Genomic DNA, 15,057 nt, shown 5'->3' with positions numbered 1-15,057 from the left:
AGGAAAAATTGGCTTTTCGGTGCGAGACTGCCCGGAACGGCTGCATTCGCCGACAGGCAAACTGATCGAGACTGACGGGTGGGCATCTATCTCCCGATTGCGGAAATTTCCGTCAACGTCTTCGTGCTGCTGGCCATGGGCGCTGCGGTGGGCTTCCTGTCGGGCATGTTCGGCGTCGGCGGCGGGTTCCTCATCACGCCGCTCCTGATCTTCTACAACATCCCCCCGGCGATCGCGGTCGCCACCGGCGCCAACCAGGTCATCGCCTCTTCCGTCTCCGGCGTGCTTTCGCACATGAAGCGGGGCACGCTCGACTTCAAGCTCGGCGGCGTGCTCCTGGCCGGCGGCATCATCGGCTCCACCGCCGGTATCTACGTGTTCGCCTTCCTGCGCCGGCTCGGCCAGCTCGACCTGTTCATCTCGCTGCTTTATGTCGTGCTGCTCGGCACGGTCGGTGGGCTGATGCTGGTCGAAAGCATCAATGCGCTGCGCGCCACACGCAGTGGTGCGGCGCCGGTGCTGAAGAAATCCGGCCAGCACAACTGGATCCACCGGCTGCCGCTGAAGATGCGCTTCAGGGCGTCGAAACTGTTCGTCAGCGTCATCCCGGTGCTCGGCCTTGGCGCCGGCATCGGCTTCCTGTCGTCGATCATGGGTGTCGGCGGCGGCTTCATCATGGTGCCGGCGCTGATCTATTTGCTCAAAGTGCCGACCAATGTCGTTATCGGCACCTCGCTATTCCAGATCATATTCACGTCCGCCTACACCACGCTGGTTCACGCCACCACCAATCAGACGGTCGACGTCGTGCTGGCCTTCCTGTTGATGGCCGGCGGCGTCGCCGGCGCGCAATATGGCGCCAAGGCCGGCCAGAGGCTGCGTGGCGAGCAGCTCAGGGCGCTGCTGGCCTTGCTGGTGCTGGCTGTAGCGATCAGGCTGGCCATCGATCTCTTCGTCACCCCGCCCAATCTCTATTCGCTGTCCAGCGCGGGCCTCAACTGATGGCAGGCCCGAAAGCATTCGCAGCCGCCATACTCCTGCCACTGCTTGCCACCGGCGCACCGGCGAAGGCACAGACGCCGCTGACGGAAGGCATCCAGATCGGTCTCTCCACCGACAATGTCTCGATCACCGCCGGTTTTTCCGGCGCCGACCTGACCATCTTCGGCTCGCTGGAAAATCCCGATCCGCTGGTCGCCCGCCAGGGTCGCTACGACGTCATCGTCGTACTCGAAGGGCCACCCAAGCCGGTCGTGGTGCGCCGCAAGGACCGGGTGCTCGGCGTCTGGGTCAATCTGGACTCCGAAACCTTCGAGAACGTGCCGGTCTCCTATTCGGTGGCGACGACGCGGCCGCTGCAGGACATCACAGAACCGAACAGCTACAAGCAGCTGTCGCTCGGCGCCTCCAATCTCTACATGCAGCCCGCCGACGCCGGCGACAGCCCGGCGACGATCGAGGAATTCACCGCGGCGTTGCGCGAGCGCAAGGGAGCGGCAGGCCTCTACAGCGAGAATGTCGGCGGCGTGCAGTTCCTGTCGCAGAACCTGTTCCGCGCCACCGTCAGGCTGGCACCGAATGTTCCGGTCGGCACCCACAAAGCCCGCGCGTTCCTGTTCAAGAGCGGCCTGTTCATCAAGGAGAGCTCTGCCCAGCTCGAAATCCGCAAGTCCGGCTTCGAGCAGTCTATCTTCCGGGTCGCCCATGACTACTCCTTCCTCTATGGCGTCTTCGCCATATCGCTGGCCATGCTGACGGGCTGGCTCGGCAGGCTGATCTTCCGCAAGGACTGAGACGTCCAAAAGGGGGTTTCCCTTTCCCGCGCCATGCTATAGACCGCACCTCCCCGCCCAACGGGCAAGCACGCACAATTCAATTCGGCAGAGCGGTCCGGTCGCCCGGAACCACAGCGCACGCTTCTCCCGCGAGCGCCGATCCGCTGTCTGCCGCCAATGACAGGAGGCTGCTTTGCGACCAGCATTCGCCGGTATCGATTTCGGCACTTCGAACTCCACGGTCGGCGTGGTCCGCAACGGGCAACCGCACCTCGTCGCGCTTGAAGGCGGCCAGGTCACGCTGCCCAGCGCGGTGTTCTTCAATTTCGAGGACGGCCGCATCTGTTTTGGCCGCCAGGCCATCGCCAACTACACCGACAGCGTGGAAGGCCGGCTGATGCGCTCGCTGAAGAGCGTGCTGGGCAGCTCGCTGGCGCATGAGAAGACGCGCATCAAGGCGCGCTCGATCGGCTTCATGGAGATCATCGGCCTGTTCCTCGGCCATCTGAGGAAGAAGCTTGAAGAAGATGGCGGCGATCTGGTCGAGACCGTGGTGCTCGGCCGTCCGGTACAATTCGTCGATGACGACCCACAGGCCGACGCGAACGCCCAGAGCGACCTGGAAAAGGCCGCGCATGCGCAAGGCTTCAAGCACATCGCCTTCCAGTTCGAGCCGATCGCCGCCGCACTCGATTACGAGCAGAGGGTGACGCGCGAAGAGCTGGCGCTGATCATCGACATGGGCGGCGGCACGTCTGACTTTTCAGTCGTGCGCGTCTCGCCGGAGCGTGCCCGATTGCCGGACCGCAAGGACGATATCCTGGCCAGCCGGGGTGTCCATATCGGCGGTACGGATTTCGACCGGCTGCTCAGCATTGCCCATGTGATGCCGCAGCTCGGCTACTTGACCCCGACCAAGGACGGCAAGCGCAATCTGCCGGCCAGCTACTTCATCGATCTGGCGACATGGCAGCGCATCAACCTGGTCTACACCGCCAAGGCGATGACGCATCTGCGCCAGATCCGCTACGAGGCCGCGCGCGCCGACCTGGTCGACCGCTTTATCCACATCGTGGAGCACCGCTATGGGCACGCTTTGGCGGCATTGGTCGAAAAGGCCAAGATAGAGTTGACCGACCTGTCATCGGCCGAAGTCGCGGTGAGGCTATCCGACGTGGAGTTCGCCGCCGAAATCACGCGTGATGGACTGGACGCCACCATCGCCCGGGACATCGAGCGGGTCACCGCGACGGTGGCTGAGACCATGCGCGATGCTGCGGTCAAGCCGTCCGACATCACCGCGGTGTTCCTGACCGGCGGCTCGACCGCGATTCCGCTGGCAAGACGGGAAATCCTGTCGCTGGTGCCGCAGGCTTCCGTCATCGACGGCGACATGTTCGGCTCGGTCGGGCTTGGCCTGGCTTTGGATGCCCAGCGCAAGTTCGGCTGACTAAAGGTCGCTCCCCTTAGTGTCTGCGCCGAGATGCGCCTTCAGCGCCATTTGGGCCAGGCTTGCCTGGCGGTCGCGGTGGGTGATCATGGCGAAGTCGCGTTTCGGCAGTTCGAGCGGCACGGACCGCAGGCTGCCTTCGGCAACGGCGCGTCCGACGACGAGCTCCGAAATGATGGTGGCGCCGGCACCCGCCTCGACCGCCTGGCGAACCGCCTCGTTGCTTGGCAGCACCAGGAACACCTGCAAATCGGCTAGCGAAATTCCCTCGCGCCTCGCCAGATCCTCCAGCACCTCGCGCGTGCCCGACCCACCCTCGCGGATGATCCAGCGCAGGCCCCTGATGTCGGGACGGCCCGGCGCGGTTTCGACGATTTCGGGATGTGACGCGGCAACCACCAGCATCAACCGGTCGGTGTCGACCTTGGCGCGGCGCAATATGTCGGATTCGGTGCGCCCCTCGACCAGGCCGAGATCGGCTGTTCCATCCAGCACGCTGGCCTCGACCTGTCTTGTGTTGCCGATGCTGACGCTCAGCCGCACCGCGGGGTAGGCCTCGTGGAAGGAGGCCAGCCTTCGCGGCAGCCAGTAGCTGGCGATGGTCAGGCTGGCGGCGATAGAGAGGCTGCCGGCGACCGTCTGCGAGACATGTTCCAGCACATTGCGGGCGGCGGCGGCCCGCTCCAGCACGGCCTTGGCTTCCGGCAGGAACCGGTGGCCGGTCTGGGCAAGCTCTATGTTGCGGCCGACGCGGTTGAACAGATGGACGCCGTGCTGCTCTTCAAGCGCGCGGATGGCGGCCGACGCCGCCGACTGGGAGATACCCAAAAGCTCCGCCGCCTTGGTCATGTGGCCGCGCTCGGCGACGGCGACGAAAATGCGCAACTGATCCAGGGTCATGTCAGCATTAAGAACCAATATCGATCGAATTTACAAGAACAACTGATTAGACGGATCGATAGCTTCATTCTACATTTTCGCGCGAAGTTAGAAAAAATTCGCCAGCGGATGGCAGAGACTAAAAATGATCGGGCGGTTCAAGTCCCTTCTCGCGCATTGGACCCGCGGCATCCGCAGACGGCTGACCGGCGATCGTTACCATCCGGAAGAGCATTACATGCGCGGCCCCGGGCCGAAGACTCGAGCCAAATCCGCCGGCCGCGCGGGCACATCCGGATCATGAGGCATTCACCGCCGCGCGGCGCGAATTCGGCACCATCGCAACGCCCGCTTGCCGACACGCGCGCGCCCGATGAAGGCGACGGCGTCGACACCTCGCCTGGCATTTCCGACAGCATAGCCAAGACGACCTGCTACATGTGCGCCTGCCGCTGCGGCATCGACGTGCACATCAAGGACGGCAAGGTCCGCTATATCAACGGCAACAAGGACCATCCGGTCAATCGCGGCGTGATCTGCGGCAAGGGCAGTTCCGGCATCATGCAGCATTACAGCCCGGCCCGGCTGAAGAAGCCGCTGCTGCGCACCGGTCCGCGCGGCTCCGGCGCGTTCCGCGAGATCGAGTGGGAAGAAGCGTTCTCGATCGCGACGGAGCGTCTCTCGGCAGTTCGTCGTACCGATCCGAAAAAACTCGCTTTCTTCACCGGCCGCGACCAGTCGCAATCCTTGACCGGTTGGTGGGCGAGCCAGTTCGGCACGCCGAACTTCGCCGCCCATGGCGGCTTCTGCTCGGTCAACATGGCGGCCGGCGGGCTCTATTCGATCGGCGGCTCGTTCTGGGAGTTCGGCGAGCCTGACTGGGATAACACACGATATTTCATGCTGTTCGGCGTCGCCGAGGACCATGATTCCAACCCGATCAAGATCGGGCTGGGCAAGCTCAAGGCGCGCGGCGCCAAGGTGGTGTCGATCAACCCCTGCCGCACCGGCTACAATGCAATTGCCGACGACTGGATCGGCATCCGGCCCGGAACGGACGGCCTGTTCGTCTTCGCCCTCATCCACGAATTGCTGAAGGCAGGCCGCGTCGATCTCGACTATCTGCTCCGCTACACCAACGCCCATGTCCTCGTCGTGCAGGAGCCTGGCGCCTCCGACGACGGGCTGTTCGTCCGCGACGCCGACGGCAATCCGCTGGCCTGGGACAGGGTGGCGAAGACCGCCGTCAAGGCAACCGACACGGAAGCGAAGCCGGCGCTGACCGGCAGCTTCGAAGTCGGCGGCCGCCGCTGTACGCCGGTGTTCCAGTTGATCGCCGACCGCTATCTCGATGACAGCTACGCGCCGGATGCGGTCGCCGAGCGCTGCGGCATTGCCACCGATAGGATCCGCCGGATCGCCGCCGAACTCGCCCATGTCGCCTTCGAACAGGCAATCGAACTGCCGGTGGCTTGGACCGACTGGGCCGGGCGCCGGCACGAGACGATCAAGGGCCGACCGGTTTCGATGCATGCCATGCGCGGTATATCAGCCCATTCGAACGGTTTTCACTCTTGCCGCGCCATCCATCTGCTGCAGGTGCTGCTCGGCACAGTGGATGTTCCCGGCGGCTTCCGCTTCAAGCCGCCCTACCCCAGATCGGCGCCGCCGGGCCCGAAACCCGCGGGCAAGACGGTCAAGCCGATGACGCCGCTGGACGGCATGCCGCTTGGCTTCGTCTGCGGACCGGACGACCTGCTGGTCGACGAAGACGGCACGCCGACCCGCATCGACAAGGCCTATTCCTGGGACGCGCCGCTGGCTGCGCACGGGCTGATGCACACCGTCATCCGCAATGCCTGGGCGGGCGATCCCTACAAGATCGACACGCTGATGATGTACATGTCGAACATGGCGTGGAATTCCTCGATGAACACCGTCGAGACGATGCGTATGCTGACCGACCATGACGAGGCGGGCAACTACAAGATCCCCTTCATCATCTATTCCGACGCCTACTATTCCGAGACCGTGCCGTTCGCCGACCTCGTGCTGCCCGACACCACCTATCTCGAACGGCATGACTGCATCAGCCTGCTCGACCGGCCGATCAGCCATGCCGACGGGCCGGGCGATGCCATCCGCCATCCCGTCGTCGAGCCGGACCGCGACGTCAGGCCGTTCCAGTCGGTGCTGATCGAACTGGGCGCCCGGCTGCGCCTGCCCGGTTTCGTCGATGAGGACGGATCGGCCAGATATGCCGACTATGCCGACTATATCGTCAACCACGAGCGCACACCGGGCATCGGACCGTTGGCCGGCTGGCGCGGCAAGGATGGAACGTCGATCGGCAAGGGCGAGGCCAATCCGGACCAGTTGCAGCGCTACATCGACAATGGCGGCTTCTGGCATCACGACTTCGCTCAGGACCAGCGCTACTACAAGATGGCCAACCGCTCCTATCTCGATTTCGCGGTGCAGATGGGTTTCATCCCGAAGGCGGAGCCGATCATCTTCCAGCTCTATTCCGAGCCGTTGCAGCGGTTTCGGCTCGCCGCACGCGGCTATGGCCGTGTTCAGCCGCCGGAGGCCGAGCGCCAGCGCATCGAGACCTACATGGATCCGCTGCCGTTCTGGTACATGCCGTTCGAGGAAGCGGTGGTCGACCTCGAAAAATACCCGCTGCACGCGCTGACGCAGCGGCCGATGCACATGTATCATTCCTGGGGCTCGCAGAATGCGTGGCTGCGGCAGATTACCAGCCAGAACCGGCTGTTCGTGCATCACCGCACCGCCGCCGGTCTCGGTCTCGTCGACGACGACTGGGTGTGGATCGAGAGCATCAACGGCAGAGTGAAGGGGCAAATCAAGCTGGTCGACGGGGTGAACGAAAGCACGGTCTGGACCTGGAACGCGATCGGCAAAAGGCGCGGCAGCTGGGGACTGAAAGATGATGCCGCCGAGAGCAATCGCGGCTTCCTGCTCAACCATATCATCGGCGACCAGACCTCGGCCGACGCCCAGGGCAAACGCTACTCGAATTCCGATCCTGTCACCGGCCAGGCCGCGTGGTTCGATCTGCGCGTGCGCATCGTCAAATGCGCTGATGAGGAAGCCGGCTTCACCGAGCCGCAATTCGAGCGTTTCAGCCAACCGCCGCATTTCGAGCCGTCGCTCGACAGATTGAGCTTCGGCGCCGAATTCCGCCGGGCAAGAGAGGCAGCCGAATGACCTGTCTTCCCGCCCACAGCGACAAGAAACTTGGTCTCGTCATCGACCTCGACACGTGCGTCGGCTGCCAGGCTTGCGTCACCGCCTGCAAGGAATGGAACACCGGCGGCCACATGGCGCCGTTGACCGACATCGACCCCTATGGCGGCCATGTCGACGGCGTCTGGTTCAACCGCGTGCACAGCTATGAGCACACGACAGAGATGGGCGGGCGCACGGTCAACTTCCCGCGCTCCTGCCTGCATTGCGAGACGCCGGCCTGCGTCACCGTCTGCCCGACCGGCGCCTCTTACAAGCGAGTCTCGGACGGCATCGTGCTGATCGACGAGGACAAATGCATCGGCTGCAAATTGTGCAGCTGGGCCTGCCCCTATGGCGCGCGCGAATTCGACACCGATGTCGGCGTGATGAAGAAATGCACGCTCTGCGTCGACCGCATTTACAACGACAATCTGGCCGAAGAAGACCGTGTGCCGGCCTGTGTGGCCGCCTGCCCGACCAGCGCCCGGCATTTCGGTGATCTCGGCGATCCCCAGTCCGCCGTCTCGCAACTGGTGGCTGAGCGCGGCGGCGTCGACCTGATGCCGGAACTCGGCTACCACCCGACCAACAAATATTTGCCGCCGCGCGCCCATACGCAGCGCGCCGCATCGGTGCCCGCGAAGGCGCTGGAGCCGGTGCGGGCCGAAGGCGGCTTCCTCGGCTGGGTCGACCGCATGCTTTCGAACTGACCATGCATCCAGCCTTTTCCGTCGTCTTCTTCACCACCGCCACCGGTGCAGGCTACGGCCTGCTGGCGCTGCTTGGGGTGCTGGGTGGGTTGCAGATCGTCCCCGCCGACTTCTGGCTCGGCCTCGTCGGCCTGGGGCTGGCGCTTGGCCTGATCGCGGCGGGACTGTTGTCGTCGACCGGCCATCTCGGCAGACCCGAGCGCGGATGGCGGGCGTTCTCGCAATGGCGCAGTTCCTGGCTGTCGCGCGAAGGCGTGGCCTCGGTCATCACCTTCATCCCGGCCGGACTGTTCGGCCTCGGCTGGGTGTTCTTTGGCCGCACTGAGGGCTGGGTGGCCATTGCCGGATTGCTGGCCGCCATCGGTGCGATCGTCACCGTCTGCACCACCGGCATGATCTACGCGTCGCTGAAGCCGATCGCGCAGTGGCACAGCCGCTATACTTTGCCGGCCTATCTGATCTTCGCCGCCATGACCGGCAGCGTTCTGTTGAACGCGCTGCTGCAGGGCTTCGGCATCGGTTCCACGGGCGTGCTGGTATTGTCGCTGCTTGCCACTCTTGCCGGCTGGGGCTGGAAGCTCGCGACCTGGCGGCACAATGACCGTCTCGAGATCCCGACCACCGCCAACACCGCGACCGGTTTGGCTGGCGGCACGGTGCGCTCGCTGGAATGGCCGCATACCGAGGAAAACTACCTGCTCAAGGAAATGGGTTTTCGCATCGCACGCAAGCACAGTGCGAAGCTGCGCATGCTCGCACAGGCATTGGCCTTCGCCCTGCCCGTCCTGCTGATCGCCGCCACCTTCGCCTTGCCCTGGCCCTATGCGGCGGTGCCGTCGGTGCTCGCCGCGATCGTCCAGTTCGCCGGCATGCTGGTCGAGCGCTGGCTGTTCTTCGCCGAGGCAAAGCACACCGTCACTCTGTATTACGGCAGATAGGCTGCTCAGCCCGGCCGCAGCATCGAGCGGGAGATGGCGAAGATGCGGTCGGCGCCAAGCATATAGGCCATCAGCGATTCCGGCCGGAACAGCCCGGCATAAGCGCGATCGAGCACGTTGAGCGAGCCGGTATAGGCGCCGAAGGCCGGCATGATCATGCGGCCGCCATCGCCGGCAAAGCAGCGCCGACGCACCGAACGGCCGCGCTGGACGATGCGCGCGCAGGGATGGAGATGGCCCGCGATCTCGCCCTCGACGCGCACTTTCGACGGCTCATGCCGGAACAGCAGCGAGCCTATGGCCAGTTCCCGGACCGTTTCACCGGGCAGATCGGCCGGCGCTTCCGGATCATGGTTGCCGGCGACCCAGAACCAGTCGCGGCCTGCCATCAGCGCTTCCAGCCGCTCGCGAAAACTCGCATGCATGCGCTCGGCGCCGCCGCCATCGTGAAAGGAATCGCCCAGGCTGATGACGATCGACGGCTGGTAGTCGGATATGACGGCCTGCAGTCTGAGCAAGGTCGCGCCGGTATCATAGGGCGGGATCAGCGCGCCGCGCCTTGCCAGCGACGAGCCTTTTTCCAGATGCAGGTCGGAGACCGCCATCAGCCTGAGCTCGGGAAAATAGAGCACGCCGCGCGGATCGCAGACCGCACGCTCGCCGGCGATGCCTATCATGTCGGCCTCGGCGATCAGCGACGTGCGCGCCAGCGAAAAATTCATCCCTCACTCATTTCCGGCCCCATGGCCTCTTCGACCAAAGTCGCCGCATCCATCAGCAGTGTTTCATCGGCTTCGCCGTTCACCGGCATCTTGCCGATCTCGAGCATGATCGGCACGGCTAGTGGCGAAATCTGCTCGAGATTCTTATGCATGATTCTACCCTGGACGCGCGAGAGCATGTCGGCAAGTCTGCTGACATCGAGCAGACCGGCCGCCGCATCGGAGCGTGTCGCCTGCAGCAGGATATGGTCCGGCTCATGGCTGCGCAGCACATCGTAGATCAGGTCGGTCGACACGGTGACCTGACGGCCGCTCTTCTCCTGGCCCGGATGGCGTTTCTCGATCAGTCCCGAAATCAGCGCGCAATTGCGGAAGGTGCGCTTGAGAAGCCAGCTGTCGGCCAGCCAGGCTTCGAGGTCGTCGCCCAGCATGTCCTCGTCGAACAATGCGCCGAGAGACGGTTTCCTGGCTTTGAACATCGCGCCCATATCGCCCAGCGACCATATGGCAAGGGCGTAATCGGTGGCGACAAAGCCAAGCGGCCTGGCGCCTGCCCTGTCGAGGCGCCGGGTAAGCAACATGCCGAGCGTCTGGTGGGCCAGCCTGCCCTCAAAGGGATAAGCGACCAGATAGTAGCGGTTGCCGCGTGGAAAGGTCTCGATCAGCAGGTCATCGCGTTTGGGCAGAACCGATTTGTCGGCCTGGAATCGCAGCCAGTCGGCCACCTGCTCCGGCAGCTTCTTCCAGCGCTGCGGATCGTCCAGCATCATGCGGACCTGCTCGGCAAGGTAGGTCGAAAGCGGGAACTTGCCGCCGCCATAGTAGGGCACCTTGGCGTCGCTGCCGGGCGCGTTCGACACGAAGCATTCATTCTCGCGAATGCCTTCGAAGCGCAGCACCTTGCCGGCGAACATGAAGGTGTCGCCATGCGTCAGCGTTTCGAGGAAGGCCTCCTCGATCTTGCCGAGAACGGCCCCGCCGCGTGTAGCCGAGCCTTTGCTGCCTGCTTTGACGTAACGCACGTTGAGCGCCGGCACTTCGATGATGGTGCCGACATTCAGCCGATATTGCTGAGCCACGCGCGGGTTGGAGACGCGCCACAACCCGTCCTTGTTCAGGCGGATACGAGCATAGCGCTCGTAATTCTTCAGCGCATAGCCGCCGGTGGCGACAAAATCGATGACGCGGTCGAAGGTAATCCTATCGAGGCTGGTGTAGGGTGCCGCCGCTCGCACTTCCTCGTAAAGATCGTCGGCACGGAACGGTGCGCCGCAGGCGCAGCCGAGTACGTGTTGCGCCAGCACATCGAGGCCGCCATCAACCAGCGGCGGCGTGTCCTGCGCGCCAAGATAGTTGGCATCGAGGGCAGCCCGGCATTCGAGCACCTCGAAACGGTTGGCAGGGATCAAGATCGCCTTGGACGGTTCGTCCATCCGGTGGTTGGCACGGCCGATGCGCTGCGCCAGCCGGCTCGCCCCCTTCGGCGCGCCGACATGCACGACCAGATCGACATCGCCCCAGTCGATGCCGAGATCGAGCGTCGATGTCGCGACAATGGCACGCAGCGCGTTTTCGCCCATCGCCTTCTCGACACGCCGCCGCTGGCCGACATCGAGAGAGCCGTGATGAAGCGCGATCGGCAAGGTGTCCTCGTTGACCCGCCACAATTCCTGGAAAAGCAGTTCCGCCTGGCTGCGGGTGTTGACGAACAGCAGGGTCGTCTTGTGGCGCTTGATCTCGCGGTAGATCTCCGGCGTGGCATAGCGCGCCGAATGCCCCGCCCACGGTACACGCTCTTCGGAATCGAGAATGGAGATTTCGGGTTTAGCTCCCCCTGTGACCACAATCAGTTCGGACATGTCTCCTGGTGGATTCTGGCTGACCAGCCAGCGCCGCAACTCGTCCGGCTCGGCCACCGTCGCCGACAGGCCGATGGTCTGCAGGCCGGGCACGTAGTTGCGCAGCCGCGCCAGGCCGAGCGCCAAGAGATGGCCGCGTTTCGAGGTTACAAGCGAATGCAACTCGTCGAGCACGACATAGCGCAGATCCTCGAAGAAGCGTCGGGCGTCGCCTGCAGCAATCAGAAGCGCAAGTTGCTCGGGCGTGGTCAGCAATATATCCGGCGGCACCAGCTTCTGGCGCTGGCGCTTGTGGGAAGGCGTGTCGCCGGTGCGCGTCTCGATGCTGATCGGCAGACCGATCTCCTCGACCGGCTTGCCGAGATTGCGCTCGATGTCGACGGCCAGCGCCTTGAGCGGCGAGATGTAGAGCGTGTGGATGCCGCGCTGTCCCTGCCCCGGCTTTCGCCTCGGCCTGACCGCCAGTTCCGTCAGCGAAGGCAGGAAGCCGGCCAGCGTCTTGCCGGCTCCGGTCGGCGCGATCAGCAGCACCGATTGGCCGCTTTGAGCCTTCGCCAGCAATTCGACCTGATGTGCGCGCGGCGACCAGCCTTTCTCGCCGAACCATCGGAGGAATGGCTCGGGCAGGGCAATGGCGGCATTCTGCTCGGCAAGGCGCGGCTCAACTGTCACGCGCCAGAGGTAGCGCGGCTACGGGCGATCGCCAAGGAAAATCGGAACAAAAGGGGATCGTGAAAAGCTCTTCCCTTCCTTCCCTGTGGGAGAAGGACAGGCGCTTGTGCTACGGCCTGCGAAACCCGGTCGGGCCGCCATAGAGGTAGCCGATGCGGGCGATGGCGTCCTTCAACCCTTCGCGCGAGACCAGCATGGTGTGGCCGTTGGCGTGGATCATGGTCTCGGCGTCGGTCATGGCAGCGACATGGCCTTTCCAGAAGACGAGATCGCCCCTGCGCAACCCGGCATAGTCCGGACCCGGCTCGAGCGGCTCGCCGATGCTTGCCGCCTGCATGTCGGAATCGCGCAGCACGTTTTTGTCCGCCATGCGCATCGCCAGTTGCACCAGGCCGGAACAATCGATGCCGAAGCCGGATGTGCCGCCCCACAGATAGGGTGTGCCAAGAAACGTCTCGGCAACCGCGACGTAGTCGGCGGCAATTTCTCCGATTGGCCTGAGGTGACCCGCGATGATCGCTTCGCCCGATGGCAGGACAGCATAATGTGTGCCGCGCGTCTCGGCGGCGCCCGTCACCGTCACCGTCGACCCCATCGACAGCTGTCCCGCGATCGGAAAGCGCAGATCCGGACCGGGATAGAGAAAGGTGCGGGGCACCGAGACGATATGGGTGGGGGCATGGTCGCGCCCGCCCAGCATGGTGTTGGCGACATAGCCGACATAGCCGTCGCGTTCGGCCTGGATCCAGGCCCAGCCTTCGGCATCCTCGAAAACCAACACATCGTCACCGAACAGGGCCTGCGTGTTGACGCCGGCATCCGCGCGCGGCGCATTGCGGATGTCGGCCACCGAGGCCGAAATACGCGCCGGCCGGCCGGCGACAAAACGCTCGGCAGAAACCTCGCCTTTCAGCCTCGCGTCGGCAAGGTCGGAACGGAAGGCGTGGAGACGGGCATCGTGAGCAGTCAAAATCGGCAACCCTGTTGTATGGGCAAAATGGTCAGATGGGCAGTTCGTGGGCCCTGGCGATGATACCATCGCCGAAGCGCTCGACAAAGAGCGCGCCTTCGACCGTGCGCTTGATCAGCACATTGCGCTTGTCGAGTTCGTCGCGATGGCGCGACACCAGCTTCAGCGCGCCCATGGTGTCGAGCGCGCGCGTGATCACCGGCTTGGTGACATTGAGGCGGGCGGCCAGCCCGCGCACCGTGTGCGGCGGCGGATCGAGATAGATGGTGAACAGGATCGCCGTCTGGCGCATGGTCAGGTCGGGCGCATCGTCGCGCACCTGCGACAGCATGACTTGCTGCCACAGTCGCAAGGCCTGGCTCGGGCGCATCGCAATCGACATCGCGCCAGCATGACGGCAAATTGTTTCGGTTCCGTTTCAGTTTCAGCGATTTGCCGGCTCGGCTTGCCGCCTTCAGCCAAAGCGTGTCGAGATGATCCGCTCCAAAGCGCGAATGCCTTGTGCCTCGCCGCCGGCAGGCCCATGCGCACGGTCGGCGGGGTTCCAGGCAAAGATGTCGAAATGCGCCCAGCTCGCCGTCTTCTCGACAAAGCGCTTGAGGAACAGTGCCGCCGTAATCGAACCGGCGAAACCGTCCGTGGTGACATTGTTGATGTCGGCGATCTTCGACGACAGTTTCGCATCGTAAGGCCGCCACAGCGGCAAGCGCCACAGCGGATCCTCGACCGCCAGCGATGCCTCGGCGAGGTCCGAGGCCAGCGCCTCGTCGCCGGTATAGAAAGGCGGCAGATCGGGGCCAAGCGCGACACGGGCCGCTCCGGTCAGCGTCGCCATGTCGACCAGCAGCTGCGGTTCCTCGTCATCGGCCAGCGCCAGCGCGTCGCCGAGCACGAGCCTGCCTTCGGCGTCGGTATTGCCGATCTCGACAGTGATGCCCTTGCGGCTCGCCAGCACGTCGCCGGGTCGAAAAGCGTTGCCGGCGATCGAGTTCTCGACCGCGGGTATCAGCACGCGCAGCCGCACGTTCAACCCGGCGGCCATGATCATCGAGGCCAGGCCAAGCACATTGGCGGCGCCGCCCATGTCCTTCTTCATCAAGAGCATGCCGGATGACGGCTTGATGTCGAGACCGCCTGTGTCGAAGCAGACGCCCTTGCCGACCAGCGTAACCTTCGGCGCGCCCGGTTGCCCCCAGATCATGTCGATCAGACGCGGCGCGCCGGTCGAAGCACGGCCGACGGCGTGGATCATCGGGAAGTTCTGAGTCAGCAGCTCGTCGCCCTTGATGACGGAGACTTCGGCCTTGTGAGCCGCGGCCAGGGTGCGCACCGCCTTCTCCAGATCATCCGGTCCCATGTCGCTGGTCGGTGTGTTGACCAGATCGCGGGCCAGGAAGACGCCATCGGCGATGCGGCGAACGCGCGCCGCGTCGACGCCGGCCGGCACGTCGAAACGCAGCGCCTTGCCCGGCTTCTTGCCGTAACGGGTAAAGACATAGCCGCCGAGCGCCAGCGCGATTGCCGCGAGTTCCGGCTCGGCAGGAATGGAGGCGAAATGCCAGTCGCCTTCCGGCAGGGTTTTCGACAGTGCACCGAGCGCAAGTGCGCCTTCCCCGTCGCCTGTGCCGAACAGGGCGCCGGCAAGTGCGCCGTTTTCGCTGGGCACGGCGAGCGTCCTGCCTGCCTCACCGGAAAAGCCGTTGGCCTTGGCCCAGGCGACAGCAAATGGCGCAAGGCCCGCGGCCTCCAGGCCGTCACGGGCCACCAAATGCACCGGCAGCGCACCTTGCAATTTCGTCTCGACGAGTTCGACAGGCATTCGATGTTCTC

Annotated in this window: 12 protein-coding genes; 6 read left to right on the top strand and 6 right to left on the bottom strand. The window is 64.3% G+C overall.

Going from position 1 to position 15,057, the window contains the following annotated elements; genetic code table 11:
- Positions 1–78 precede the first annotated feature (78 nt).
- From D3242_RS13160 to D3242_RS13150, 3 genes are all read left to right on the top strand, one after another.
- Positions 79–1,002: a sulfite exporter TauE/SafE family protein gene (locus D3242_RS13160; RefSeq protein ID WP_064984650.1), complete on the top strand. Its 924-nt coding sequence runs from the start codon at positions 79–81 to the stop codon at positions 1,000–1,002.
- Positions 1,002–1,793 (top strand): TIGR02186 family protein, encoded by a 792-nt coding sequence (locus D3242_RS13155; RefSeq protein WP_064984648.1) that lies wholly within the window; start codon positions 1,002–1,004, stop codon positions 1,791–1,793. Before D3242_RS13160 ends, D3242_RS13155 begins: the two co-directional genes overlap by 1 nt.
- 175 nt (positions 1,794–1,968) lie before the next feature.
- Positions 1,969–3,225, top strand: coding sequence for an Hsp70 family protein (locus tag D3242_RS13150; RefSeq protein WP_019863116.1), 1,257 nt, complete (start codon positions 1,969–1,971; stop codon positions 3,223–3,225).
- Here D3242_RS13150 and D3242_RS13145 read toward each other — a convergent pair whose 3' ends face one another.
- The gene (locus D3242_RS13145; RefSeq protein ID WP_038644427.1) at positions 3,226–4,125 is read right to left on the bottom strand and encodes a LysR family transcriptional regulator; all 900 of its coding nucleotides are present in this window, start codon (positions 4,123–4,125) and stop codon (positions 3,226–3,228) included.
- A 279-nt stretch (positions 4,126–4,404) separates the two neighbouring features.
- Between D3242_RS13145 and D3242_RS13140 the strand changes: the two genes are divergently transcribed.
- Genes D3242_RS13140 through D3242_RS13130 form a run of 3 tightly spaced genes read left to right on the top strand, consistent with a single transcriptional unit; the run spans position 4,405 to position 9,004 of the window.
- Positions 4,405–7,335 carry a molybdopterin oxidoreductase family protein gene (locus D3242_RS13140; protein ID WP_064984646.1) on the top strand — a complete coding sequence of 977 codons (2,931 nt, stop codon included), beginning with the start codon at positions 4,405–4,407 and terminating at the stop codon, positions 7,333–7,335.
- On the top strand, positions 7,332–8,066 hold the full coding sequence (locus D3242_RS13135) for a 4Fe-4S dicluster domain-containing protein (protein ID WP_064984644.1): 735 nt from the start codon (positions 7,332–7,334) through the stop codon (positions 8,064–8,066). Before D3242_RS13140 ends, D3242_RS13135 begins: the two co-directional genes overlap by 4 nt.
- 2 nt (positions 8,067–8,068) lie before the next feature.
- Positions 8,069–9,004: a dimethyl sulfoxide reductase anchor subunit family protein gene (locus D3242_RS13130; RefSeq protein WP_064984643.1), complete on the top strand. Its 936-nt coding sequence runs from the start codon at positions 8,069–8,071 to the stop codon at positions 9,002–9,004.
- Between the two features lie 5 nt (positions 9,005–9,009).
- Here the strand turns inward: D3242_RS13130 and pdeM are convergent, their stop codons facing one another.
- The 5 genes from pdeM to D3242_RS13105 all read right to left on the bottom strand — a co-directional run bounded on the left by pdeM (position 9,010) and on the right by D3242_RS13105 (position 15,046).
- Positions 9,010–9,726, bottom strand: coding sequence for a ligase-associated DNA damage response endonuclease PdeM (pdeM, locus tag D3242_RS13125; RefSeq protein WP_064984641.1), 717 nt, complete (start codon positions 9,724–9,726; stop codon positions 9,010–9,012).
- Positions 9,723–12,257 (bottom strand): ligase-associated DNA damage response DEXH box helicase, encoded by a 2,535-nt coding sequence (locus D3242_RS13120; protein WP_064984639.1) that lies wholly within the window; start codon positions 12,255–12,257, stop codon positions 9,723–9,725. The genes pdeM and D3242_RS13120 overlap by 4 nt, the downstream gene beginning before the upstream one ends.
- A 109-nt stretch (positions 12,258–12,366) precedes the next feature.
- Positions 12,367–13,227 (bottom strand): C40 family peptidase, encoded by an 861-nt coding sequence (locus D3242_RS13115; RefSeq protein WP_064984735.1) that lies wholly within the window; start codon positions 13,225–13,227, stop codon positions 12,367–12,369.
- 31 nt (positions 13,228–13,258) lie between these two features.
- Complete coding sequence (locus D3242_RS13110) at positions 13,259–13,609, bottom strand: MarR family winged helix-turn-helix transcriptional regulator (RefSeq protein WP_010913361.1); 351 nt, start codon at positions 13,607–13,609, stop codon at positions 13,259–13,261.
- Between the two features lie 72 nt (positions 13,610–13,681).
- Positions 13,682–15,046 carry a leucyl aminopeptidase family protein gene (locus D3242_RS13105; protein ID WP_081296124.1) on the bottom strand — a complete coding sequence of 455 codons (1,365 nt, stop codon included), beginning with the start codon at positions 15,044–15,046 and terminating at the stop codon, positions 13,682–13,684.
- Positions 15,047–15,057: the final 11 nt, after the last annotated feature.

This window comes from Mesorhizobium jarvisii (assembly GCF_003601985.1).
Lineage (GTDB): Bacteria > Pseudomonadota > Alphaproteobacteria > Rhizobiales > Rhizobiaceae > Mesorhizobium > Mesorhizobium jarvisii.
The sequence above is the reverse complement of the archived record's forward strand: the minus strand, read 5'-3'. Positions and strand labels throughout refer to the sequence as shown.